Annotated in this window: 17 protein-coding genes; 16 read left to right on the top strand and 1 reads right to left on the bottom strand. The window is 46.6% G+C overall.

The annotated features are described in order from the left end of the window. The first annotated feature begins 202 nt into the window (after positions 1-202). The 13 genes from nrdI (at position 203) to AAHF22_RS18705 (ending at position 20,400) form a co-directional block, all read left to right on the top strand. On the top strand, positions 203-571 hold the full coding sequence (gene nrdI / locus AAHF22_RS18765) for a class Ib ribonucleoside-diphosphate reductase assembly flavoprotein NrdI (protein ID WP_347326561.1): 369 nt from the start codon (positions 203-205) through the stop codon (positions 569-571). After that, positions 558-2,642 (top strand): class 1b ribonucleoside-diphosphate reductase subunit alpha, encoded by a 2,085-nt coding sequence (nrdE, locus tag AAHF22_RS18760; RefSeq protein ID WP_347326560.1) that lies wholly within the window; start codon positions 558-560, stop codon positions 2,640-2,642. Before nrdI ends, nrdE begins: the two co-directional genes overlap by 14 nt. Positions 2,643-2,845: 203 nt before the next feature. Further along, positions 2,846-3,313, top strand: a complete 468-nt coding sequence (locus AAHF22_RS18755) for a VOC family protein (RefSeq protein WP_347326559.1) — start codon at positions 2,846-2,848, stop codon at positions 3,311-3,313. 465 nt (positions 3,314-3,778) lie between these two features. Continuing rightward, positions 3,779-4,747 carry a class 1b ribonucleoside-diphosphate reductase subunit beta gene (nrdF, locus tag AAHF22_RS18750; RefSeq protein ID WP_347326558.1) on the top strand — a complete coding sequence of 323 codons (969 nt, stop codon included), beginning with the start codon at positions 3,779-3,781 and terminating at the stop codon, positions 4,745-4,747. 712 nt (positions 4,748-5,459) lie between these two features. Next, complete coding sequence (locus AAHF22_RS18745) at positions 5,460-7,355, top strand: response regulator (RefSeq protein WP_347326557.1); 1,896 nt, start codon at positions 5,460-5,462, stop codon at positions 7,353-7,355. Between the two features lie 6 nt (positions 7,356-7,361). Next, a complete protein-coding gene (locus AAHF22_RS18740; RefSeq protein ID WP_347326556.1) occupies positions 7,362-9,278 on the top strand; it encodes a sensor histidine kinase in 1,917 nt (638 codons plus the stop codon). A gap of 12 nt (positions 9,279-9,290) precedes the next feature. After that, the gene (locus tag AAHF22_RS18735; RefSeq protein ID WP_347326555.1) at positions 9,291-10,853 is read left to right on the top strand and encodes a response regulator transcription factor; all 1,563 of its coding nucleotides are present in this window, start codon (positions 9,291-9,293) and stop codon (positions 10,851-10,853) included. Positions 10,854-11,505: 652 nt separating this feature from the next. Next, positions 11,506-13,155 carry an ABC transporter substrate-binding protein gene (locus AAHF22_RS18730; RefSeq protein ID WP_347326554.1) on the top strand — a complete coding sequence of 550 codons (1,650 nt, stop codon included), beginning with the start codon at positions 11,506-11,508 and terminating at the stop codon, positions 13,153-13,155. 190 nt (positions 13,156-13,345) lie between these two features. After that, the gene (locus AAHF22_RS18725; protein WP_371834088.1) at positions 13,346-14,236 is read left to right on the top strand and encodes an ABC transporter permease; all 891 of its coding nucleotides are present in this window, start codon (positions 13,346-13,348) and stop codon (positions 14,234-14,236) included. 11 nt (positions 14,237-14,247) lie between these two features. Then, the gene (locus tag AAHF22_RS18720) at positions 14,248-15,150 is read left to right on the top strand and encodes a carbohydrate ABC transporter permease (RefSeq protein WP_347326552.1); all 903 of its coding nucleotides are present in this window, start codon (positions 14,248-14,250) and stop codon (positions 15,148-15,150) included. Between the two features lie 122 nt (positions 15,151-15,272). After that, on the top strand, positions 15,273-17,927 hold the full coding sequence (locus AAHF22_RS18715) for an endo-1,4-beta-xylanase (protein WP_347326551.1): 2,655 nt from the start codon (positions 15,273-15,275) through the stop codon (positions 17,925-17,927). 134 nt (positions 17,928-18,061) lie between these two features. Further along, complete coding sequence (locus AAHF22_RS18710) at positions 18,062-19,171, top strand: endo-1,4-beta-xylanase (protein WP_347326550.1); 1,110 nt, start codon at positions 18,062-18,064, stop codon at positions 19,169-19,171. A gap of 896 nt (positions 19,172-20,067) precedes the next feature. Beyond that, positions 20,068-20,400, top strand: coding sequence for a thioredoxin family protein (locus AAHF22_RS18705; RefSeq protein WP_347326549.1), 333 nt, complete (start codon positions 20,068-20,070; stop codon positions 20,398-20,400). Between the two features lie 288 nt (positions 20,401-20,688). Here the strand turns inward: AAHF22_RS18705 and AAHF22_RS18700 are convergent, their stop codons facing one another. Continuing rightward, positions 20,689-21,096, bottom strand: coding sequence for a GNAT family N-acetyltransferase (locus tag AAHF22_RS18700; RefSeq protein WP_347326548.1), 408 nt, complete (start codon positions 21,094-21,096; stop codon positions 20,689-20,691). Positions 21,097-21,374: 278 nt separating this feature from the next. Here AAHF22_RS18700 and AAHF22_RS18695 point away from each other — a divergent pair, with 278 nt between their 5' ends. From AAHF22_RS18695 to AAHF22_RS18685, 3 genes are read left to right on the top strand one after another with little or no spacing between them, the layout of a single operon-like run. Beyond that, complete coding sequence (locus AAHF22_RS18695; protein WP_347326547.1) at positions 21,375-21,779, top strand: GntR family transcriptional regulator; 405 nt, start codon at positions 21,375-21,377, stop codon at positions 21,777-21,779. After that, positions 21,772-22,677: an ABC transporter ATP-binding protein gene (locus AAHF22_RS18690; RefSeq protein WP_347326546.1), complete on the top strand. Its 906-nt coding sequence runs from the start codon at positions 21,772-21,774 to the stop codon at positions 22,675-22,677. The genes AAHF22_RS18695 and AAHF22_RS18690 overlap by 8 nt, the downstream gene beginning before the upstream one ends. Next, a complete protein-coding gene (locus AAHF22_RS18685) occupies positions 22,652-24,694 on the top strand; it encodes a QueT transporter family protein (RefSeq protein WP_347326545.1) in 2,043 nt (680 codons plus the stop codon). The genes AAHF22_RS18690 and AAHF22_RS18685 overlap by 26 nt, the downstream gene beginning before the upstream one ends. Positions 24,695-25,007: the final 313 nt, after the last annotated feature.

The raw sequence follows: 25,007 nt of genomic DNA, 5'->3' as shown, positions 1-25,007 counted from the left end.
ACAATATATAGAGGGTAAACTCAAAAGCATCCTCCATATATTGAGTCACGGTGTTTGAATGTGCAGTATATGGGTAATTGCTACATAAGAGCGCTACGGCAGCAGGTTAGCCGCGATTTGGACGTACCAAACCGCCTTGAATCCCTGCAACATGGCACTACATATAGCTACTATATATTGAGTGGAGAAGGAGATGTCACCTATGCTGATTGCATATGATTCCAAAACAGGCAATGTTAAACGGTTTATCGGAAAACTGAAGCATTCATCCGTCCAGGCGGTGCAGATTGAAGAAGCACTCCAGTTGAATGAACCTTTTGTATTGATCACGTATACGACAGGCTTCGGTCAGATTCCTGAAAAAGTGAATCATTTTCTGGAAAAGAACCATCAGCGTCTGCTTGGAGTTGCTGCCAGCGGCAATCGTAACTGGGGTGACAATTTTGGCAAAAGTGCGGATTTAATCTCGGAGCGCTACGGTGTTCCAGTTGTATATAAATTTGAACTGTCGGGCACCACGGGTGATGCTCAACGATTCGTACAGGAGGTAGAAAAAATTGCGGCATATTGAATTGAACAACTTATTGATGCAACGCGACGCGAACGGTTTTTTCCGATTGGATAAAGATAAAGAAGCGGTACAGGAATATATGAAAGAAGTGGACGAGAAAAGTATGCACTTCCAGGACACAGCGTCTAAAGTGCGGTACATGATCGACAACGATTACTATGAGGACATGTATGCACATTACAGTCCGGATGCGGTGGAAGAAGTATACGCGATCACACATAGCTACGGCTTCCAATTCCCTTCCTATATGGCGGCTTCCAAATTTTATAAAGACTATGCAGTAAAAACGAATGATCGTGCCCAGTATTTGGAGCACTATCCAGATCGCGTAGCTGTTGTCGCTTTGCATCTCGGTCGCGGTAACGCGGAAAACGCGAAGACGCTAGCACGTTCCATGATGGAGCAGCGTCTGCAACCAGCAACGCCAACATTTCTAAATGCAGGTAAAAGTCGTCGTGGTGAAATGGTATCCTGTTTCCTGCTCGAAATGGACGATTCCCTGAATTCGATCAATTATGTACTGAATACATGTATGCAGCTGTCCAAAATTGGCGGCGGCGTAGCGGTAAACCTGTCCAAACTACGTGGACGCGGCGAGCCAATCAAAGGCGTAGAAGGCGCAGCGAAAGGCATTATGCCTGTACTGAAGCTGATGGAAGATGCTTTTTCCTATGCGGATCAAATGGGTCAACGTAAAGGCTCTGGTGCGGCATACTACAACATCTTCGGCTGGGACATTTTAGAGTTTTTGGATAGCAAAAAGATCAATGCGGATGAGCGTACACGTCTGAAAACTCTGTCGATCGGTCTGATCGTACCGAACCGATTCTATAAACTGGCAGCAGACAATGAAATGCTGCACGTATTCGCTCCATATAGCGTCTTCAAAGCATACGGTAAGCATCTGGACGATATGAATATCGATGAGATGTACGATACACTGCTTGCTGATGAGCGCGTGAAGAAAAAAGCCATTATGAGCGCACGCGATATGCTGACTAAGATTGCAAGCATCCAGCTGGAATCTGGCTATCCATATATTATGAACAAAAGTAATGCGAATAAATTCCATGCTTTGAACAATATCGGTTCTGTTAAAATGTCCAATCTGTGTACGGAAATCTTCCAGTTACAGGAGACAACCGAAATTACCGATTACGGTACAGAAGACATTATCCGCCGCGATATTAGCTGTAACCTCGGTTCCCTGAACATTGTGAATGTGATGGAACTGGGCAAAATCCGTGAATCTGTCCATGAAGGCATTATGGGTTTGACGGCAGTTAGCGATATGACGAATATCGCGAATGCACCGGGTGTGGCGAAAGCGAACCGTGAGATGCGTTCCGTCGGTCTGGGCGTGATGAACCTGCACGGCTATCTGGCGAAAAACAAAATCGCTTACGAAAGCAACGAAGCGAAAGAATTCGTGCGTACATTCTTCATGATGATGAATTTCTATTCGCTTGAGAAGAGTATGGAAATCGCGCGTGAGCAACAGGAAACATTTATGGACTTTGAAAAATCCGACTATGCGAGCGGTGTATACTTCGACCGTTACCTGTCGACGGATTATCGTCCGGTGAGTGCACGCGTACAGGAACTGTTTGGCAGCATGTACATTCCAGGTCCTGCCGACTGGCAAAACCTGAAAGCAGATGTGATGAAAAATGGTCTGTACCATGCATACCGTCTGGCGATTGCGCCTACAGCAAGTATTTCCTATATTCAAAATGCAACGTCCAGCGTTATGCCGATTGTTGAGCAAATCGAGACACGCACCTATGCGAACTCGACGACATACTATCCAATGCCTTACATGCAGCAAGATAACTTCTTCTTCTACAAATCGGCATACCAGATGGATCAGTTTAAAGTGCTTGATCTGATTGCTGAAATTCAGCAGCATGTGGATCAAGGGATCTCGACTGTCCTGCACGTAAGCAGTGACGTAACGACACGCCAGCTGGCACGTTACTATCTGTATGCAGCTCATAAAGGTTTGAAGTCTCTGTACTACACACGTACCAAGCGTCTGACTGTGGAAGAGTGCATTAGCTGCTCGATCTAACGGAAATGAACGGATGCGGCGAAATAGCAATCGTTGATGTACATTGCATGCAACAGATTAATTCCGCCAGCGTCGTTAACTAGCATCGTTGAGATGGAATGCAAAGAACGATGAAGTGTAAGGACGGAAGTCGAGCTTGAGCATACAAGCTAATTTTCGGATGATTCTATCGCCAGCCATCCGCTGACAGAAAGTGTGCAGCTATGATTAAAGGTATTTTTGAAACGCATATTAATGTTAGCGATTTCGAGAGATCCGCCCGGTTTTACGAACGATTACCGGGCGTTACTCTGTTGCATTATGATGCGCAGCGGAAGAGCCGTTTTTACTGGATTGGTGAGCCGGGAACGTCGATGCTCGGTATCCGTGAGAACTATCCGTCTCCGCTCGTACAGCGCCAGCATTTTGCGTTTACGACCGATGTGGAGCAATTGCATAACGCTGCTACAGAGCTGGCAGGGCTGGGCATTACTGCTCAAAATTTTCACGGTGAACCGGTGCAGCATGCCGGTGAGCTGATCGTATTCCCTTTTATGCCCGCGGTGTCGATCTATTTTGATGATCCAGACGGACATTCCCTTGAGTTGATCGCGATGTTGTCCCATTCGGCAAGGCCGGAGCAACCGCTCATGACATGGGACGAATGGGAATCACTACAGCAACAAGGGTGAACGGAATATTTATATTTCATTTCATACAGCTTGCAAAAGAACGTTCTCAAGGACGACGCGTTCCTGATTTCTTTTGCATGCTGTCCTTATGTTGCGCTTATAATTACTATGAGGCGGATCATAGCTATAACGATGTACGATGATTCTAATCTAGTTGCCGTGCGACAGACTTTTGCTAGTCAGCTACAGTATGACTGGCTTTGCAACTCTATCGGAGCGATGCTATCTACTCTAATTTATGATGATACAGTTTGTCCGCTGTTGTCTGCTTCTGGTAGCGATACATCCGTACATAACGGTTTTTCATACCACTACCGCGACATCGCTGGACGATGATTTTATAAATATCTACTGCTAAATATTCGACATGTGTATGTATTGCATGTGTATGTATTGTTATGTATGTACTATTTTGAACAGGGGCTAGTTTCTCGAAACAGTCCACAGGAAAGGGGCAACCTACCGATGAGTGAGCCAATCAAGGCAGTCAACTGGAACCGTCCGGATGATGATTTTACGATGATGTTCTGGAATCAGAATATTATGCAATTTTGGACGGATGACGAAATTCCGTTGTCCGATGATAAAATGTCCTGGATTCAGCTGAGCGATGCTGAACGTGAGACCTATATGAAGGTGCTGGGCGGTTTGACATTGCTCGATACGATTCAAGGCGGAATCGGCATGCCGCAAATTTTGGAGCATGTGGATGGATTGCAGCGTAAAGCCGTACTTGGTTTTATGGCGATGATGGAGCAGATTCATGCGAAATCGTACAGCAGTATTTTCACCACATTGTCTTCTACCGAAGAGATCGATAGCATTTTTAAATGGGTAGAAGAGCATCCACGTCTGCAACGCAAAGCAGAGACGGTGCGTCAGTATTATAACAACATTAATTCGCCAAAAGAGCTGTTCCTGGCGATGTCTGCTTCGGTATTGCTGGAAAGCTATCTGTTCTACAGCGGCTTCTTCTATCCGCTCTATCTGGCAGGCCAGGGTAAAATGACGTGCAGCGGCGAGATTATCGACCTGATTTTGCGTGACGAAAGTATCCACGGCGTATATGTAGGTGTACTGGCACAGGAAATTTACAACGATCTGGACGAGCATGAGCAAAAAGATGCTTACGAGACATTAGAAGGACTGTTCCGTTACCTGCATGAGAACGAAGAAGGCTACACGGCGGAAGTGTATGACCCGATCGGTTTGACGGAAGAAGTTAATATCTTCCTGCGCTACAATGCGAATAAGGCGTTTATGAATCTGGGCTTTGATCCATTGTTCCCGGATGAAGAAGTAAACCCAATCGTATTTAACGGTATTAGTACACACACGAAGCAGCATGACTTTTTCTCCAAAAAAGGAAATGGGTATGTGCGCGCGATCAATGTGGAGCGTCTGACAGACGAAGACTTCAAATTCGATATGTAATCACGAATTCGTTTGGATGCATTCTAATGGATTTATTCGCCTCGATGTTAAAGTAGACGATGATTACTAAAGATCAATAAAACGTAAAACAAGCTAAAAAATAGGTAGCCTGCGGCCGATAAAAAGAAAAGCCGAACACATATAAAAATAGGCGCCTGTAGAAATATAAAGGTACGGTATAAAAGGGGATAAGAGAAGGCTGCTTTGCTGCGCATAATGCGCTGGCAAGGTAGCCTTCTTACGTATGTCGATATGAACGTGTACGGTTCCAGATTATCGTATGGCAGCAGCATACAGGAGTAAGGAGAGTAGCAGTAGTAAGTTGGAATTTCGAAATGTGCAGCGTCCACTTCCAGCGCAAAAAGGGATGGAAATCGTAACGTAATAGTCATTTTTACTGAATGAGAGACGGTTAAAACGGAATTGACAACAATGCGGAAACAAAGCTTGATCACGATGCAAAAATGGACGGGAAGCTGTACGTTGGAGTGCGCTATTCCAATATAAGTAAATTTTATATTGTTGGATACGGGTAGTTATGCCATACTAAATCGTATATAGAGCATCCAGAATGAATGAATATCGTGTCCGGCTCATGATGGACGATGATGAAACATAACGGATAACAGGTTGCTGTATGCATATGAGGAATCGACATTCCCTGCAAGTGATGGCGTGAACTCAATCAAAATCGGACAGGCGGTGATCAGACATGTACAGAGTTGTTGTGGTAGATGATGAGCCGATGATGCTGGAAGGCTGGCAGACGATGGTGGATTGGGAAGCATACGGATTTGAGCTATGTGGCATGGCGACGGATGGACAGGAAGGGCTAGAATTGGCTAAACGGTTACGTCCTGAACTGTTGATCACAGATATTTCGATGCCTGTACTGGATGGGATTGGCCTGATCAAAGCGTTACATCAGGAGCCAGATCTATCGATGCGAACGATTATTGTAAGCGGTTACTCTGAATTTGATTATGTACGGCAGGCATTGCAATGTAAAGTGGATCATTATTTGCTCAAACCTGTACTGGGTGAGGAAATGCATGAACTGCTGGCTGAGCTTAAGCTGGTGCTGGATCAAAGTTGCGCGGAGCAGGAGCGGTTACGGCAGCAGACGGAAGCAGCAGCGGCGGCAGCTATTTTGCGATTACTGCGTGCAGAGGAGGCGACCATACCGGAGTATATGATCGATCTGCTCGGGATCAAGCCGGATGTACAGCTACGTATTGTCGTAGGCGCGACAACGGATGAAGAACATACGAAACGATATGTATCCACAACGGAGTTACCACACATAGATGACCTAGAAAAATCGATAATAAATGAATCCGAACATACGACGTCTCCATTATCGGGTAACATGAATGAGAAATATGATCCACCTCATCAGAATGCCGTACCGTCATCCAGTCTGCGCATACCGCGCGGTCACCGGCAACGGAGCGATATCGGCTCGGCGATCGCTCTGTCTACTCACCAACCTGCTCAGCAATTGACAGATGGTACCGCAGCGATCGCTAATATGCATTATGCACCTATCGATCCCGTTTCTGAACAACAGCGCTGGCATACGGATCACCACTGGCAGCATGAAGCACCAATGGTACATCTCGCAGCGGCATGTCGTGCTGCTGGTTACATGGCATGGACATTTACCGATAGTCCTGGACATACCGGGATGCTGCTTATTACCGAGCGGCTTAGCAACGCAGAGTTGATATCCGTGCTGGAAGCTTGTCAAACGACGGCAACGGCATCCAGTACTAATCAGACAGCTTATCGACTTTATTGCAGTCAAGCAGCAGCACAATTAGAGCAATTACCCGGTATCTATGCGCGAGCGATGGAGCTAAGACGTTGTTCCAGCTCTACACACAGCATTACGATGGATACTGATACGATGAGTGATCACGAACAGCTAACGGATTATCGTTTGGATGAAGTACAGGAATGTACACAGCATTTGTTAAAACTAGTGCAACGTGGTGATATCGATGGCATCTGGACGACGATCGAGCAGCTACCCAAACGCTGGGGCAGGCAAGCGGTTCCGGATCGTATGTTGCGTGTGCTTATTCGTCATCTGCTTGGAGAACTGCTACGACAGACTCAGCAGCGTGAAGCGTCAGACGCTATCGACAGTGCGAGCTGGCTACGCCATCTGCTCGGTACACATGCAGATGATCCTGCGGGTTGGAGTCTGGATACGCTCAAGCGATTGTGTTTACGGGCAGCCGAGCATCATATGCCGAAGCCTGGACGAGCCAAAGGCACAGCGGCTAGCATTATATCCGAAGCAAAGCAGTATATGCAGGAGCATTATCGCGAGAAAATGCAGCTACAGGAGCTGGCACAGCGTTTTAATCTGAATGCGGTCTATTTTGGACAGCAATTCAAACGGGAGCTGGGCTGTAGCTTTAACGATTATGTGCATCGGCTACGTATCGAAGAAGCGCAAAAGCTATTGCGGCGCACCGATATGAAGGTGGCTGAGATTGCGGCATGGCTCGGATATCATGATAGCGATTATTTTACAAATAAATATAAAGCGCTTACAGGGGAACTTCCATCTGTTTATAAATCGAGAAAGCAAGGATGATGCATCATGTGGTCAAGCCACAAGCCGAATCGACGGCAAAAGGGTGAGCGGAAGCGTCGTCAGCGGGAAGGAGGTCCACCTGCTGAATTTCAGCCGATACAGAAAAAGCCGGCTCGTGGACGACAGCGGTTCCTGTTTCACAGAGTTAATGATATTCCGCTCAAATATAAATTTTTGCTCATTTATTTGCTCTGTGTGCTGTTGCCGATTATCGCGATTAACAGCTTTTTTTATCAGCGTAATTCTGAAGACATTCAGGCACGCGAAGTGGAAAACTTGCGTAAATCGATCGATCGCGCTTCCGGCGAATTGCTTGGCATGATCAATGAAGGCATTGCGCTCAATCATTCGATTGGGATGGATAACTCTATTTATGAGGCGCTGGATCGTTCGTATCCTTCGCCTTCAGCCTATTATGACGAATATTATGGCTTCCTGCGGGATAAGCTGACCCGTTATATGTCGGCTAACATTACCGAAGTCCGTGTGTATACGGATAATCAGACGATTCAGACGGGGGCGAATTATTATGTGATGAGCAGCAGCTCACTCGGCAGTGAGCCGTGGCTTCAACAATTAGCGCGCTCTGGCGGCAATATTACAGTCGCTGCCTATGATGAGAAGTCGGGACTGAATCCTGGCAAACGCCTTAGCATTGTGAGCAAAATGAATACGTACATCTCCCATGCGCATTATGACAAATACTCCCGGGTCGATCTGACCGTGAGCAAGGTATATGATATTTTGAACCGAGAGCGGGACAGTTTGCAATTGCGACTTGTCGATAATCAAAATCGTGTCGTAGCCGCCAGCGGAGATAGCAATGAGGACGATCTGGCGATTATTCCTAACCCACCGCTACCGGAGCATGAGGATCAGACAGGTTATGTAGTGGAGCGCAGCCTGGGGGATTTTAATTATGTGAAGGGCTGGAAGCTGATCGGGATTGCGGATACACGGCGGATTGATAACTTGCTGAATGAGGCACATCGTTCGATTTTGCTGCTGGCAATTTTCAGTACTGTCATTCCGTCATTGCTTATTTTTGTCATTTTGCGCTCGTATCATGATCGGGTGAAACGGTTATCGGATCATATGGAAAATATACGGCATGAACGCTTCGAGCCGATCAATATGCCGGAGGGTAGCGATGAGATTGGCGAGCTGATTCGTACATTTAACGTGATGACGATGCGGATTACAACGCTGATCAACGATGTATACAAGCTGGAAATTCGGCAAAAGAGCTTTGAGCTGGAGCGTGTACGTACCGAACTATCGATGCTACAAAGTCAGGTGAATCCGCATTTTCTGTTTAATACGTTAAATGCGCTGCTCGTCGTCTGTACAAAAAACGGCTATACCGATGTGACCGGCATTATTAAAAATCTGTCGCTCATGATGCGTCAGCTTCTTAGTCGTGCGGATGGATTGGTGCTGTTGGAGGAGGAGCTACAGTTTACGTCGATGTATCTGCAAATTGAGAAGTTCCGCTTTGGTGATCTGTTCGATTATACATTTGATATCGATCCGGCTGCGCTACAGCAGCGTATTCCGCGGATGAGCATTCAGCCGCTGGTCGAAAATGCCTGCAAACATGGTTTGCAGGCGCGCAAAAGTGATCGCACGATCCGCATTACCGCACAGATGGACAAATACGGTTTGAATGTGATGGTGATCGATAACGGTATCGGTATGCCCGCGGAACGTTTGCAACAACTGCTGGAAAATATGAAGTCCGATGAAGCGATGGAAGGGCATATCGGTATTCGTAACGTGTACCGTCGACTGGAGTTATTTTATGAAGGCGAAGCGGAGTTTATTTTGCATAGTGAAGCAGGTACAGGCACGAAAGCAGGATTTCGGATTGCGCGTGCTGAGCTGGATGGAGAACGACATTTCCGACGTAGCGAGTCGGGGTAAAGGAGGTGCGTTATGCACAATGTATTGCTAGTAGATGATGAACCATTCGCGCTGGAAGGAATGGAACTGATGATTGATTGGGATAAATACGGCTTTCGCATCGACCATGTATGCTCCAATGGCGAAGAAGCGATTGAATATTTGCGAGAGCAGACGCCATCGCTAATCGTAACCGATATTCGTATGCCGGTGATGGATGGATTGGATCTGATTCGCGAAGCACGCCGATTGGGCAATGTCACGAGTACGTTTGTAATTGCCAGCGGATATCATGATTTCGAATATGCACGCCAGGCGATGCGGCTTGGCGTGGCACATTATTTGCTCAAGCCAGTGATCGGGCCTGAAGTGGATGGGGTGCTGACACGGGTACAGCAACAATTAGAAGAACAGAGCCGCCGCGAACATATTCGTCGTACAGCGAATGAATATGCAATTCAGCAATTATTGGCTGCGCTGATCGCTGCACCGGATACGAGAAGCCGCACGTCCACAGAGCAAGAGCTAGGGACATTGTTTGGCACGGCATCCCGATTGTGGAGTTATTTGCATGTGCAATGCGCGATAAGCAGTGGCGGTGAAGCATACACGGAGGCGGTGCGGCTAGCCGCACAGGAAGCCGATTGCTACGTATTATCCGATCGCTGTGGTTCGTTTGGTATCGTTAAAGGATGGCGGGTAAACGATTCGATGCTTGCGACCGAGCAAGCTGAACAGCTCTGCTGTACACTCCAACAGACTCTTCCTGATGGCTCACGGATTAGCGCAGGTGTGCCTGTACACGATCTGCGTCAGCTCCATTTCTCGTATCAGGATGCACAGGTTCATAGCCGTCTGCTCTTTTTTGGTGGGCAGGATCGTATGCGTGTGGAATCAGAGAAGACGATGCCTGCCACATCGTATATCGCTTCCAGCTCACTACTCGCTAAAGCCGAGCTTATTAGCGAGCTAGTCGAAAATGGCGATGCTGCCCGACTATGCGAGCAGCTAGAGCAGCAATTTGACCACTTTCGTACCGAGCGCACAGCACCGGAACTGGTTGGCATTTTTAGCAATGAGGTCGTGCTGCGCTGTGTATCGCTATATGCTGAACTTGGCGGCGAAAGCAGCGATTTGTTAGGACCCACCGAGCTAGAGCAGATCACCTGCGTGTATAGCGGATTGCCTGTACTGGAAAAACGTCTGACCGAATTTTGCCTGCGTTGCCAGCAGGAAGTTGCGATGGTGCAAGATACACAAACCGGCGGCATTCAGGCACAGGTCGCTGATTTCCTGCGCCAACATTATACCGAAACATGGACCATCCGCGAGCTAGCCGAGAAATTCTATATCCATCCCGTCTACCTCGGACAATCCTTTGCCCGTCGCTATGGGATGAGTATCCTTGATTTTGTGCATGAGCTACGCATCGAAGAAGCGAAACGCCTATTAACCAACACCGACATGGCCTTCTGCACCGTCGCCGAACAAATCGGCTATCGCGGGTATCAGCACTTTTTAAAACAATTCGAAAAACGAACCGGCTACCGTCCGAGCGATTACCAACAACAACAACAACAAGAGCAGAACGATTAAGTGACAGGGCTGTTCCTACAATGGAGCAGCTTTATTTGTGAGATGGAAATGGGATTAGAGCATGAATATAGCTGTGAATGTGGCTAGGGGGTTAATGGTGGTAGATGTCATTATTCTTGATGATCTTCATGCAGTAGGAAGCAGATTTGACTCCCACCAACCAATCTGACTTATCACAATACGTTCTTCTGCAAAATCACTTCGGCAACCAGCACTTTTACAACGAACATTGTTGCAATCAGCACTTCCAAATCCTTAAACCCCTACCGTCCATCCGTCATATTCCTTTATCTCCTCCCAGCACGTATTCATTTCCCTATCCCACATCTAAACACACTAAACCCAAGCCATCCCTGGCACAACTCCATCCTCATTCCCCACCTTTTTGTTATAGAACTGGGCAATTCTAACAACACCTTAAATTTCAGGTGCACAGTTCTTTAATCTGATTATTCTGAAAGCGTATACATTTGAGCATAATAATAGATAAGCCGTACACGCAAATCCATTCGCTCATTCCAGTCAAACACAGCAGAGCTTGCATCCAAACATGCAGCGAATCGGACAGCAATGCAGCGTCATGTCGTCGCTCAGTTGCCGTTTGCGTATGCGCCACAGGCAATGCGATTCCATATCAAGGGGGAGCAGATTGATGAAAAAAATGAAACGACGGGCCTTCTTTGGCTCCATGTCGCTCGTACTGGCACTGGGCATGGTGCTGGCAGGCTGTAATGGTGGAGATAGCGCATCTTCAGATGATTCCGGGCCATTTACGATTAGTGCTTTTATTAGTACACCGAACCAGGCACCTTCGCAGGATAACCGGATTTACAAAAAGATTCAGGATGAGCTAGGCGTGAAGCTCGACATGGAATTTCTGGTCGGTGATTTGCAGCAAAAACTTGGCGTCATGATCGCAGGTGGAGAATATCCTGATCTGATCACCGCCGATCCGAAGCTCGTTACAGCGGGGGCGGTCATTCCACTGGAAGATCTGATCGACAAATACGGACCGAACTTGAAAAAACATTATGCAAAATACTGGAACCGCATGAAGGACTCCAGTGACGGACATATTTACTGGCTGCCGAACTATGGCGCTTACTCCGGCGAATTCCATGCTAACTCGTATTCGGGTCCGGCATTCTGGATTCAAAAGGACATACTTAAAGAAGCAGGCTATCCAACACCGAAAACACTCGATGAATACATGACGCTCATTCGCAATTACGCGAAAAAGCATCCAACGATCGATGGACAACCAACGATCGGCTTCACCACACTTGCTTCCGATTGGCGCGTATTCCCACTGCTGAACGCACCGGAGCATTTGACCGGACACCCGAATGATGGTGGCGTTGTCGTAGATAACAATGTAGCGAGCGTATTTGCTGATAAGGATATCGCAAAACGTTACTACAAAGAGTTAAACGGTCTGTACAACGAAGGCTTGATGGATAAAGAAGCATTTGTCCAAAACTATGACCAGTACCTGTCCAAGCTGGCAAGTGGACGTGTACTCGGTATGTTCGATCAACACTGGAACTTCACACAAGCCGAAGACACACTCATTTCCCAGAAGAAAAATGGTAAAACATATGTCGGCTTCCCACTTGTGTACGATACAAGCATCAAAGATCATTACTTAGATCGTCCAGTTATTAACCTGAACAACGGTTTTGGTATTAGTGTGAACGCGAAAGATCCAGAACGTATTATTAAATTCCTTGATGCACTGATGGATGAGAAATATCAGAAGCTGCTGTCCTGGGGTGAAGAGGGCAAAGACTATGAAGTGGATAGCAAAGGTAAATTCTATCGTACGCCAGAACAACGTCAACAACAGGAAGATCCATCGTGGAAGCTTGCCAACCGTGCGGATGCGTTTTACGGTGCAGCACCGAAAATGCAAGGTACGTATAGCGATGGTAACGCAACCGATGCAGGCAGTCAGCCAGAAGAATTTTATGCCTCTTTGAAGCCGGAAGATCGTGCACTGCTCGATGCGTATGGACATAAAACATGGACAGACTTCTTCTCACCAGCTCCAGAGAATCCAGTCTATTATCCAGCATGGCAAATCGATCTGATCGACGGCTCGGAAGCTTCCGTAGCGAACAAGCAGATGAACGATGCTTCGCTCAAATTCCTGCCGCAAGCGATTATGGCAGGGACATCTCAATTCGATGGTGTATGGGATCAATACGTGAACGCCTATAAAGCGATCAATGTAAAAGCATATGAAGATCGCATTAATGAACAGATTCAGTGGCGTCTGAAAAACTGGGCAACGAGCAATTAAGCAGGGCGACACGCTGATCTGCCATAACGGCAGATCGGCTGTCCGCCGTTGCCAGATGGTTCGCAGGGATTCAAGCGCTTGTGCCTAACTGGAAAGGGAGTGGAGTATGACTGATTATCCGAAAAGCATCCGAGCCAAGGGAGAAAAGGCAGGATCGCTCAACGTACCGAAGGAAAGTCTATGGCGGCGCATGAAGGGGCAAAAGCAGCTAATGTGGATGTCGCTGCCGATCGTACTGTATGTGCTGGTGTTTTCGTATTATCCGATCTGGGGCTGGACGATGGCGTTTCAGAATTACAAGCCTGCCCGTGATTTTATGGATCAAGAATGGGTAGGGTTTAAGCATTTTCAATTCCTATTTACCGACCCGACCTTTTTGAATGTATTGCGCAATACGCTGGCGATGAGCTTGATCAATATGATACTCGGCTTTGCGACTGCGATTGTGTTTGCGATTTTGCTAAATGAAGTGAAGACGCGACTGTTCAAACGCACGATTCAGACGATCTCGTATTTACCTCACTTTCTGTCATGGATTATCGTAACCGGGATTGTAGCCAGTTCGTTGTCCGTTGATGACGGGATTGTGAATGTGGTGCTGATGAAGCTGGGACTGATCAGTCAGCCGGTCATGTGGCTCAGTATTCCTGAATACTTCTGGGGCATTGTCGGCGCATCTCATGTATGGAAAGAAGTGGGCTGGAACGCGATTATTTATCTGGCAGCGATCACATCGATCGATCCATCGCTGTATGAAGCAGCAGAGATGGATGGAGCGAATCGTTATCAGAAAATGCTGTATATTACACTGCCGGGGATCAAGTCGATTGTGATCATTTTGATGATTATGAATATCGGCTGGATTTTGGAAGCGGGCTTTGAAGTCCAGTACCTGCTTGGTAACGGGGTGGTCGTGGACTGGTCGCAAACGATTGATATTTTCGTGCTCAAGTACGGCTTGCAGATCGGTAACTATTCACTTGCCACCGCAGCCGGTATTTTCAAAACGATTGTCAGCATTACGCTGATCTTCGCCGCTAATACGATCGCCAAGCGCTTCGGCGACGAGCGGTTGATCTAGGGGGGATACGCATGAAAAAGAAATCGTTACAGCTGGAGCCGATTGTATTCAATACGTTTAACGCGATCTTTATGCTGTTGATTGCCGTTGTGACGTTATATCCATTTTTGAACACGCTGGCGGTTTCATTGAATGCCGGTAACGATACGATCCGCGGCGGCATTTATTTATGGCCGCGCGTCTGGACAGAGCAGAACTACCGTGCTGTATTTGCCGGCGGCACGATCTTCAATGCGTTTCTGATCTCGGTCGCACGGACGGTCATTGCGACGGTGGTAAGTCTGTTTCTGACCTCGATGCTTGCGTATACGATCAGTCGTAAAGAATATGTATTCCGCAAGCCGATTACGATTATCGTTGTCCTCACGATGTATTTTAGCGCTGGTCTGATTCCGTACTACTTCCTAATTCGCGATCTACATTTGCTGAACAACTTCCTTGTGTATATCATTCCAGGGCTGGTCAGTGCGTTTAATATGATTGTGATTCGGACGTACATTCAGACGTTGCCAGAAGGTCTAATCGAATCAGCCAAAATTGACGGAGCCGGTGATTTCCGTACTTTTATCTCGATCATCCTGCCGCTCTGTCAGCCGGTGCTGGCGACGGTTGCACTGTTTATTGCTGTTGGACAATGGAACTCCTGGTTCGATACGTTCCTGTTTGCCTCGTCCAAGCAAAGTTTGAGCACCCTGCAATTTGAGCTAATGAAGCTGCTATCGTCGTCGATGAATACGAATAGCAGCACCTCGATGGCGAACGGTGCTGATCTGAATGCCGTGCAAAATATGGTCACTCCGGTCTCGATCCGGGCAGCCATTACGATTGTTGCATCACTGCCGATTCTGATCGTTTATCCATTCCTGCAAAAGTATTTTGTACACGGTTTGCAGCTAGGTAGTGTGAAAGAATAGGCCATATCATATGTTAAGGCAACTGTAGGGATGCCGCTGTATCGGAGCGTGGGAACACGGCAAAGAAACGCGGCATCCTTTTTCAGTGCGCATCCTATAATGAGAAAGATGAGGGGATTGTATTGATACATACACACTGGCGGAAGATTTGCATCGTTACCCTTGCCGTATTATTGCTATTGCCGTTACTGGCACCTGCTGAACGTTCAGCGTCTGCTGCCGATGATGAAACAGTGCTGAATACCGGCTTTGAAGACGGCACAGCGATGGGCTGGTATGGACGCGGCGGTGTAGAACAGCTTACTGCAATCGCAACGGCTGCACATAGCGGCAAGTACGGTCTGGAGATCAAGGGACGTACACAGAGCTGGCATGGACCACAGCTGGAGCTAACATCTGTACTGGAAAAGGGACGTTCCTATACGATTTCAGCATGGCTGCGTCTGCCGGAAGGAGCGCCGTCTACAACTGTCTCCATGTCCGTACAACAAAGCACATATGGACGTGATAACGAGTACAAAGCATTGACCAGTCAGTCGATTAGCGCTGACAAATGGACAAAACTACAAGCAGACTATGTGCTGACCGATTCACTGGATAGCTCGGCACTCTATTTTGAAGCCAGTTCATCTGCAAACGCTTCCTTTTATCTGGATGATGTGGTCATTAAGCCGACACCAGTAAAGGCACCGATCTCGATTCAAAAGGATATTCCATCGCTAAAAGATGTATATGCGAACGATTTCAAAATCGGTAGTGCGCTGCTCGTCTCCGAAATTGCTGATCCGAGCGGCCCGGATGCGCAATTGCTGGAAAAGCATTTTAATATGCTCACCGCTGGCAATGAGCTGAAATGGGATGCAACCGAGCCGAAGGAAGGCCAATTTGATTTTACCCGAGCAGACAAAATTGTAAAGTTTGCACTGGATCATGGGATGGACTTCCGCGGACATACGCTTGCCTGGCACAGTCAGACCCCGGACTGGGTATTCCATGATAATAAAGGGAATCTCGTCAGCAAAGAAGTGTTGCTGCAACGTTTGAAAAAGCATATCGATACCGTGATGGGACGGTATAAAGGCAAAATTGGCACTTGGGATGTCGTCAATGAAGTGATCGACCCCGCTGGACCGAATGGTTTGCGTAACAGTCTCTGGTATCAAATCGCCGGGGAAGAATTTATCGAAAAAGCGTTCATCTATGCGCATGAAGCCGATCCGAATGCGAAGCTGTTCATCAACGATTACAATACCGAGGAACCGGCCAAACGTGATGCACTGTATGCGTTAATCAAACGTTTACAGGCTAAAGGCATTCCGATCGATGGTGTAGGTCACCAGATGCATATTAGCACTTCGTATCCATCTACCGCAGCCGTTGATGCGATGTTCAGCAAGTTTGCGGATCTGGGTATCCAGCAGGAAGTGACCGAGCTGGATATGAGCGTATACAGCAATGATACTGATTCATGGCAGACATTCCCGGAGGATCAGCAGATTCGTCAGGCGTATCGCTACCGGGACATGATGAACGTGTTTTTGAAGCATAGAGATCAGATTACAGCGGTTATTTTCTGGGGCAAAGATGATGGCAACACATGGCTGACGACGTTCCCAACTGTTCGCAACAATTGGCCGCTGTTGTTTGACGCTCAATTACAAGCGAAGTATGCATACTGGGCGCTCGTTGATCCATCCCAAGTACCGATTGAACCGAAACAAGCGAAAGCTTCACAGGGCACGGTCAAAATCGATGCGCGCATGGAACAGGAATGGAACCGTTCCGCACGTATTCCTGTGACACGTCCAGATGGAACCGAGGCAGGCAGCTTCCGCTTGATGTGGGATGCGAAACATGTCTATGTGCTGGCAGATGTGAACGATACCGCGGTGAACGGCAAAGATAGCGTCACCGTTTATCTGAATGATGGAAATGGAAGTAAGCCAGATCGCTACGTCATGCAGCGTAGCGGTGCACAAAATAATGCCAAATGGGCATACCGCTCCGCTCGCACAGATAACGGTTATCGAATTGAAGCGAGACTGCCCGTAACGAATAATCAGCTCGGACGAGAGTTAGCGCTGGATCTGGTGCTGTCCGATTATAAAGGCAACCAGCCAACACGCACATTTTGGAGCGATACGACAGGCGCGCAAAATAGCAGCACTGCTAATTATGGCAAAGTTACACTGGAACAAGGTCCACAGGTAGCAACTGCCATCAAAGGCACACCGACAATCGATGGTGATGTGGACGCGATCTGGCAAAAGACAACCGCGTTTACAACCTCACGTCAGGTCGTTGGCACGGGCGGTTCCGTAGCACAAATTCGCACGATGTGGGACAAAGATCGTCTGTATATTTTGGCAGAAGTAAAAGACAAGCTGTTATCGGCAAGCAGTCCGAACGCATACGAGCAAGATTCAATTGAGCTGTTCGTTGATCCGAATCTGGGACGTACACCGTATTTTGAGCCGGGCGATGATGGGCAATATCGTATCAATTACAAAGGGATCGAAAGCGTCAATCCAGCCGATCAGAAGAGCCGTTTGAAATCGGTAGCTACAGTGATCCCAGGTGGCTACCGCATTGAAGCTTCCATCGATTGGCCGAAAAGTGCGACTCCACCGACTGCCGGACAATGGATCGGTTTCGATCTTCAGGTAAATAATGATGATACCGGTAATGGTAAACGCGATACGGTCATGATCTGGAATGATACGACAGGTCAATCGTATCAAAACACAGCTGGTTATGGTCTGCTGCAACTACAATAATATCGACGAGTCAACATCAATGATCATCATTCAAACGATCCAAACGATCATCACAACATAAGTTAAATGATCACAGCGATCCAAACGATCCAAATGATCCAAACGTTCAAAATATTCAGAAAAGAGGCGTTCCTATGAGCAATCCATCGAATTCGATTTCTGCACAGCAAGCACAAGCGGAACAGCAAACAGGACAGGGATCATCTGCATCCTCAGCTAATCCAGCGCCACAATCTGCGACCGATATTCGTCTGGCGGAAACGTTCCGCTCTGATTTCCCAATCGGAGCAGCGGTAAGCGCACATACGATTCATAGTCAACGCGAGTTGCTATTGCAGCAATACAATAGCCTGACCGCGGAAAATGAAATGAAATTCATCTGTATTCATCCAGAGGAGCATCGCTACACATTTGAACGAGCGGATGCGATTGCCGATTTTGCTCGTCAACATCAGCTAGGCCTGCGTGGTCATACGTTTGTATGGCATAACCAGACACCGGACTGGATATTCCAAAATGAGCAGGGCGGTAAAGCAGATCGTGCGACCTTACTTGCCCGTCTCCAGCAGCATATGGAAACGGTCATGGGACGTTATCGCGATGTGATTCGCTGCTGGGATGTGGTGAATGAGGCGATCAGCGATGAGGACGGCACGTATTTGCGCCCGACGCCGTGGCTGGAAGGCATCGGTGAAGACTATATCGCACGTGCATTTGAAATGGCGCATGCGATCGATCCGCAGGCATTGTTATTTTACAATGATTATAACGAATCCCATCCTGGTAAATGTGATCGTATCTGTCGGCTGATGCGTGAGCTGCTGGATGTAGGCGTGCCGGTGCATGGGGTAGGACTACAAGCGCACTGGAATATTCACGATCCAAGTCTGGATCAGATTCGTGCCGCGATTGAGAAGTACGCGGCACTTGGGTTGCAACTGCAAATTACCGAAATGGACGTGTCGATGTTTGCGTTTGACGATCGTCGTACCGATCTGAAGGCACCGACAGCAGAGATGGTGCGATTGCAGGAGGAACGGTATCGGGATTATTTTAAACTATTTCATGAATATCGTGAGGTGCTGACCAGTGTAACGTTCTGGGGGGCGGCAGATGATTATACGTGGCTGGACGGGTTCCCTGTGCGTGGACGTAAAAATTGGCCGTTGTTGTTTGATGAGCAGCAGCAGCCGAAGGCGGTTTGTTATGATATTGTGAGGGCACGTCAGAATTTGGAGCAGTAGAGGTTTATTGGGTGCTCTGAAGTAGTGTTCTTTCTGGTATAGAGCGAAAAGGCTAAATGAATGGTGTTTTTGCAGCAATCACTCCGGCAAGGAATAAGGGAACGGACTCAGGTGGAGCCGCGGGAATCTTTTGGATTAGGTGGAAATGAAGATTCCCGCCCCTCGGAAACTGTAAGATATTTTGCATTGCAAAAATCACTTTCCATTGAACCGCGTGTTAGGAAATCGCTAACACTATAAATCGTCCTTTTCCCTTATTTCCTTGCCTTCGTTATGTGCTGGGGCAACATGTTTATTTGCTTGCTCGCTTTTTACCTGCTGTACAGTGAAGTTTTGTAGCGTTCCTTTTCACTGGAATTGAGTAAGCTCATACTTTAAAGGCTAACTGTGAGTAAATACTTTCTGACGAGCTTGGGAGTGGGGGAGCAGTTTAAGGGAAAAGGGATAAGTAAAGCGTAAAAGTTAGTATTTATTTAGGGCGTGTAAGCAAACACGTAATATATGTAAGAAGCACTTCATTGTGGGAAAGAAATAAGAGGGAAGGACGACCTTTGACATGGGGAGTCTACAATGACTTCCTGTTCCATAGATTCCTATGGGAGACTGGAGTGCGTCCCCTTATTCCTGTATGGATTGCAGAATGGTGTATGCCTCAGCAAAATAGTTGGTGTACACGTTCTGGTTAAATAATACATATAATTTTTTAGACACAGACACAGACACAGACACAGACACAGACACAGACACAGACACAGACACAGACACAGACACAGACACAGACACAGACACAGACACAGACACAGACACGAATGTAGATATAGATTGTAGTGTCGATTTGCATGGTATAGTGGGGGTATTGAAAGATACGACTTGAGTAGGAAGGGGGTTGTTTTGTTATGCAGTCTCTTGCTGGGGCACAGGCGTTGGATGAGGTATTGAAGGTAGAGCGGTTGGTGCTGGTTTTGTTTAAGACGCAGCATTGTAGTGTGTGTGATGCGGTTCAGCCGCAGGTGGAGGGATTATTAGAGCGGTATGCTAGGGTGCAGGGGGCGTATTTGTATATGGAGGATGCGCCGGAGTTGGCGGCGGTGTATATGATTTTTACGTCGCCGGTGGTGTTGCTTATGTATGAAGGGAAGGAAGTATATCGGGCTGCTCGGTTTGTTCGTTTGGCAGAGTTGGAGCATCAGGTGAGTCGGTATGCTTCTTTACTGGATGCGGATGAGTAGGGTAGTTTGGAGTAAAGATGTTGAGAAGTGACGGGGGCTTGTTTGTTTGGCTTATGAAGCTCATTTGCTATGAATTATGTTATATAATGTGTGATGAGCTTCATAAGCTAAACAGTAGAATGAAGTATGGAGTAGATGTAAATATATTTGTAACTGTAACTGTAACTGTAGGTGTACATAGGCTTGCTGGCTAATTGTGCTGGCTTTATTGTATGGTATGAATTTTGGAGTAAAGGAATGGTTTCATATATCGTTAACGGCTTCAATCGTTTTCCATCTTGTACAGCGTCAACCGCTCCAATATCGTTCCATAATTATATAGTCTTTACCGCCTTTTTGAAAAGATTCACCTGTCGCTCTCAGGTCGAAACGTTCATAGAAGGCGGTTTTTTCTATGCGTGCGTTGCAGTACAAGCGGCGTAGTCCGTGGCGTTCGGCTTCGGTCATAATAAAGGAAAGCAGTCTGCTGCCATGTCCCTGACCTTGCCACGGTATACGCGTAGCGAATTTGCGGAATTGGCCTTCGGATTCATGCAAAAATAATGAAATGACCGATACAAGCTCATCTCCGTCAAACAAGCCGTAATGGATCCCTTGATCATCTTTTTTGAGCTTCACATCATCCAGATCGCGATCAGGCCACATGACCTCGTGTCGAATTTGCCATGCTTGTTCCTTTTTAATTTCTCGGATCATTGGAGTTCACCGTCCTTTGTACAGGTCATGTAGTGCTCGGTATGCTAACAGCTGTTCATTGCTTGTTTTACATGCACAGTCAGACACCGATGATCTATTTTTGAAATTCATATGTCTATTCTTATTTAAGCAATTTATCGATCGTTTGACGCTTCCTAAGTAGCCAATTCATTGATTAATCGAAAAATGTAGCTATGTATTTTATGGAAAGCATTGACAATTATTTTTAACTGTATTAATAATAGTAGTACAGTTAATACAGTGAAAGGAGGTCGTCCATGTTTGAGCTGGATATACGGAGTCGAAAGGCCATTTATGAGCAACTGATGGATAAGATCAAAGAATTGATCGTGTATGGCGTGTTGAAGTCGGATGAGCAGCTTCCCTCGGTGCGTGCGTTATCTGCCCAGCTGACGGTGAATCCGAACACGATTCAAAAGGCTTACCGGGAGCTGGAGCGCGAAGGCTACATTTATTCACAGCCAGGCAAAGGCAGCTTTGTCTCACCTGCCGATCAGCAGCCCCATGATATTCAGCGCGAAGCGATGCGAGAACAACTGTTAAAACTGTTTGCAGAAGCGATTTATTTAGGTTTTACGCAGTCGGATATCGACAATCTGTATCGTCAAGTCACTATGGAAAAAGAAGATAAAGAAGGTAAAGGAGGAGTACACGATGATTGAACTGGATCATACCAGTAAGCGATTTGAAGAAGAATATGCTGTGCAAGACTTGTCTCTGCGCATACATAAAGGTTCGATTTTTGGTCTGCTTGGCTCCAATGGTGCAGGTAAAACGACACTGCTCAAGTTGCTCGCAGGCATCTATAAGCCGGATCAAGGTAAAGTGACGCTGGATGGACAGACGGTGTACGAGAACCCTGCTGCCAAGCAACAAATTGTGTTTCTGGCGGATCGTCCTGCTTTTTTCGCACAGACGACGATTCGGCAAATGGCGAATTTTTATCGATCGATCTACCCAAGTTGGAGTGAACAACGCTTTCAGCAGCTCGCTCCAGCATTTCACAGCATCGATCCGAAGCGCAAGCTGCATCGTATGTCCAAAGGTATGCAGCGACAGGCTACACTATGGCTCGCGCTGAGCTGCAAGCCGCAACTGCTTATTCTCGATGAGCCGATCGATGGGCTGGACCCGGTTATGCGTAGACAGGTGAAAAATTTGCTGTTTCAAGAGGTGGCTGAGCATGGCGTCACCGTTGTAATCTCCTCGCATAATCTGCGGGAAATTGAAGATATGTGTGATCATGTCGGCATTATGCATGAAGGACGACTGCTGATGAGCAGAGAGCTGGACGATCTCAAATTAGATATGCACAAAATTCAAGTGGCTTTCCGTAATGAACGGCATGAGCAGGCGGTATCAGGCTTACTGGATATCGTACATAAGGAGCAACGCGGCAGTGTAGGCACGTACATTATTAAAGGAACTGAAGAGCAGATTAGTGGAGTATTCCAGGTGTATGAGCCGTATGTATTCGATGTATTGCCAATGACACTGGAAGAAATTTTTATATATGAAATGGGGGATGCCGGTTATGACGTTCAGCCGATACTTCTTTAATCGGGGAATATGGTGGTATGCGCTACGTCAGGGCGGCTGGCTCGGTGTATTGTACGGATTGATGATGCTGTGTTTATTGCCGCTTGGCTTAATTAACGAAGAACAGTATGTCGAATATCGTGGACCGCTGGTCATGCATCATCTGTTTCAAATCCACGGTGAATTGCAATCTATTATTATTGCTGCTTTTCCAGCGCTTGTTGCCGTCTTTTTGACACGTTATATGCAGGAACGAAAGTTATCTGATCTGTTGCATGGCTTACCGTTACAAAGACATCAACTACTCAGTACAATACTAGGTATCGGTTCTATTATTATTCTGCTTCCAACGTGGTTGATCGCTTTAATCATATCCTTCATGCGCCCCGGTCTGGTACGCGTATCATTCAGTCAGATGCAGCTAATTGAATGGGCGGTATCAACATCGGTACTGACGATGCTGGTGTTCGTATTCACCGTAGTGGTTGGTATCTGTGTTGGACAATCGATTTTGCAATTGGTATTGTCCGTAGGAATACTGGTGCTGCCAGCCCTACTTGGGATGGTCATGCAGAATCATTTAAAAATGTTTCTGTATGGCTATTTTACGAGTGATCCTAGTATGCTGATGTCCAGTGTATGGTCTCCAATTTACCGAATTGGACAACTGAGCTACAACGCATTGCAAGCAAAAGAGGGATGGATCTACACTGTCCTGACGGTGCTACTGATCGGTCTTGCTTATGGACTCTACCGAGCACGTCCGGCAGAAAGCTCCAGTGAAGGTGTGGTATTCCGCTACTTTAACCCATTTTTCCGTATACTGATGATGCTTGTTGTGTCGTTGTTCGTTGGAGTGATTTCGACGAATCTTGTTGTCGATGATCCACTCATGGCGATTGTTGGTTATGTAGTTGGTGCGCTGGTAGGCGGAATTGTTGCCGATATGATTATTCGCAAAACATGGCAGGTAGTAGACAGGCAACTACTCCGTATGCTTGGAGGTTATGGTGTTATCATCGCTCTTATTCTCTGGCTACCGGTAGCTGGTATTAACGGTTATGCAGCCAGAATCCCTGCTATTGCCAATATTCAAGCGGTTTATATGGGCGGCGATCTATCTAGTGACTTATACAACCGTACTTATGCTAGCAATGGTATGCAGATTGGTGAAACTTTGAATTCAAACGCTTTGTCCGATAGTCCGCAATACATGGATGCCATTCTGAATTTGCATCGTCAAATTGTAACGGAGCGTCCAAATTCAGAATATCGCAAGCAATATAATCCGTGGGCGAACAATAACCAGCAAGTGCAGATTGCCTATAAATTGAAAGACGGTAGCATTATGAAACGTAATTATTTTATACCGATGGATCGCTATGAAGCATATTTACTACCTATCGTAAGCCAGTCACCTTATAAAAACACGTATTATCATTTAGATCAGCTGGCTACTTACAAAGGAGTGATTCGAATTAACAATCCAGATACGAACTGGACAACATCACCCAAAACAATCAGTGATCCCAAAGATGTAGAAGTATTAAAACAGCTTGTGATAGAAGAATTAGGTAAAGTACCAGATCCATGGAACCAGTATTCATCAGGCGCTGTCATCCAGGTTATGATTGATATTCCACTGGCTGGCTCAGACGTTTATACGCAAAAACTATACACGGTCAGCGCAAATGAACCGGACATACAAAACTGGTTGCAAAAGAAGAACTTGCTCTCAATGACGACCCGTGCGCAGGATCTAAAAGCAATCCAGCTGCTGCCTAGATCAGAAGGAGAACATCATCCAGATAACACTGTACCTTACCAAAAGTTAAACAAAAACGCGATTGTGATCACCTCGCCTGATCAGATGAAGCGCATTATCGCTAACAGTCAGGTCTACAGTGGACGCTATATGAATCAACAGGAAAAGAACGGCTATAAAGTGCAGCTTCTGTTCAAAAATGGATTAATCGGCTACCGCGATCTGACGAGTGCCCAGATGACACCAGAGTTATATAGCATGATTTCACGCTAAAGTGTTAGGTTGAGAGAGCTAGAAGATCGTAGAAGTGTAGAAGTATAAAAGTACAAAACGATAGAAAATAGCATTATAAAATTATATGTTGCTACCCATGCACCTCTTGAACAAGTTCTGTACTCCCACTACATGGCGAGTACAGTTCAGAGGTGCATCTTTATATGTTATTTGCGTACACTCCCTATCCTAACGAGCCAATACAAGATTGCAGAAATTCGATAGTATAATCTGGCACTATGCAGAGAGTGCACAGAGGAAACACTGAATTTTAAACAAACAGCACGGTTTCGTAGCTTACTTTATGCAGAAG

The sequence above is a fragment of the Paenibacillus wenxiniae genome (assembly GCF_039822605.1).
GTDB classification, from domain to species: Bacteria; Bacillota; Bacilli; order Paenibacillales; family Paenibacillaceae; genus Saccharibacillus; species Saccharibacillus wenxiniae.
The sequence above is the reverse complement of the archived record's forward strand: the minus strand, read 5'-3'. Positions and strand labels throughout refer to the sequence as shown.

Excerpts from the sequence above, each read along its gene's own strand:
- nrdI (WP_347326561.1), top strand. The coding sequence starts at position 203 with ATGCTGATTGCATATGATTCCAAAACAGGCAATGTTAAACGGTTTATC.
- AAHF22_RS18755 (WP_347326559.1), top strand. The coding sequence starts at position 2,846 with ATGATTAAAGGTATTTTTGAAACGCATATTAATGTTAGCGATTTCGAG.
- nrdF (WP_347326558.1), top strand. The coding sequence starts at position 3,779 with ATGAGTGAGCCAATCAAGGCAGTCAACTGGAACCGTCCGGATGATGAT.
- AAHF22_RS18745 (WP_347326557.1), top strand. The coding sequence starts at position 5,460 with ATGTACAGAGTTGTTGTGGTAGATGATGAGCCGATGATGCTGGAAGGC.
- AAHF22_RS18740 (WP_347326556.1), top strand. The coding sequence starts at position 7,362 with ATGTGGTCAAGCCACAAGCCGAATCGACGGCAAAAGGGTGAGCGGAAG.
- AAHF22_RS18735 (WP_347326555.1), top strand. The coding sequence starts at position 9,291 with ATGCACAATGTATTGCTAGTAGATGATGAACCATTCGCGCTGGAAGGA.
- AAHF22_RS18730 (WP_347326554.1), top strand. The coding sequence starts at position 11,506 with ATGAAAAAAATGAAACGACGGGCCTTCTTTGGCTCCATGTCGCTCGTA.
- AAHF22_RS18725 (WP_371834088.1), top strand. The coding sequence starts at position 13,346 with ATGAAGGGGCAAAAGCAGCTAATGTGGATGTCGCTGCCGATCGTACTG.
- AAHF22_RS18720 (WP_347326552.1), top strand. The coding sequence starts at position 14,248 with ATGAAAAAGAAATCGTTACAGCTGGAGCCGATTGTATTCAATACGTTT.
- AAHF22_RS18710 (WP_347326550.1), top strand. The coding sequence starts at position 18,062 with ATGAGCAATCCATCGAATTCGATTTCTGCACAGCAAGCACAAGCGGAA.
- AAHF22_RS18705 (WP_347326549.1), top strand. The coding sequence starts at position 20,068 with ATGCAGTCTCTTGCTGGGGCACAGGCGTTGGATGAGGTATTGAAGGTA.
- AAHF22_RS18700 (WP_347326548.1), bottom strand. The coding sequence starts at position 21,096 with ATGATCCGAGAAATTAAAAAGGAACAAGCATGGCAAATTCGACACGAG.
- AAHF22_RS18695 (WP_347326547.1), top strand. The coding sequence starts at position 21,375 with ATGTTTGAGCTGGATATACGGAGTCGAAAGGCCATTTATGAGCAACTG.
- AAHF22_RS18690 (WP_347326546.1), top strand. The coding sequence starts at position 21,772 with ATGATTGAACTGGATCATACCAGTAAGCGATTTGAAGAAGAATATGCT.
- AAHF22_RS18685 (WP_347326545.1), top strand. The coding sequence starts at position 22,652 with ATGACGTTCAGCCGATACTTCTTTAATCGGGGAATATGGTGGTATGCG.